This window comes from Poseidonocella sp. HB161398, assembly GCF_005870025.1.
Classification (GTDB): Bacteria; Pseudomonadota; Alphaproteobacteria; order Rhodobacterales; family Rhodobacteraceae; genus Mangrovicoccus.
Genome location: NZ_VATA01000250.1, coordinates 1 through 804 on the forward strand (window position 1 = coordinate 1; position 804 = coordinate 804).

Sequence of the window (804 nt, forward strand, 5' to 3'; positions counted from 1 at the left end):
CTCGGGGCCTGCTGAAGGAAGCGGTGATGCCGAGCCGGTCCATCGTCGCCTTCATGGTCGCGCCTTTCATGCGCTGCCCGGCAGGGCATTGCCCGGCAATGCCCGAGAGGGGGCTGCCGTTGTCGGAGTGCAAAACCAGCGGGCTGGTGACGCATTTCTCGGCCCAGACCGCGCGTTGCAGGAGGGCTGCCGCATTCTCGGCGGTCTCGCGCTCGTGGACCTCCCAGCCGGTGATCTTCCGGCTCCAGATGTCCGTGATCATGTAGAGATAGAAGAACTTGCCCGCGATCGGTCCCGGAAGCCACGGGGCTCCGCCCGTCCGATCCTCAAATCCTCCCCCGGAGGATTTGCCGCTGGCGCGGACCGGATCGAACTCCCATGTCCAGACCTGGCACGGTCCCTTGGCCTCGAAGCTGGCGGGCGGCTTCCTTTTCGCTGGGGTTCGCGCGCGCCCGCGGCGGTGGTTCTGGCCGTGGTCACGCAGCACCCTGTAAAAGCTGGACTCCGACGCGATATACGTGCCGCAGTCGGCCAGCCTGGGCACGATCTGGCTGGGCGGGAGGCTGGCGAATTCCGGCAGGGCGCAGGTAGTGATGATGCTGGCGCGCTCCTCGTCGCCGAGCTTGTTGGCGGGCACGGGCCGGGGCGCCAGGGGGCGCTGGTCCGGCCAGATGCCGCCCTCCGGGTCATGCCATCGGGCCAGCGTCTGCGGATGCAGGCCGAGCTCGCCGCAGGCGGCAGAACGGCGCGCACCCGCGGCCATCGCCTCATCGACGAACTCCGCGATTTTCCGGCGATCCGAGG

General features: G+C 68.8%; 1 protein-coding gene. It reads right to left on the reverse strand.

Annotation, left to right across the window (positions count from 1 at the left end; translation table 11 throughout):
- On the reverse strand, positions 1–804 hold an 804-nt coding region (locus FGX59_RS37085), incomplete at both ends, for a DDE-type integrase/transposase/recombinase (RefSeq protein ID WP_138473500.1).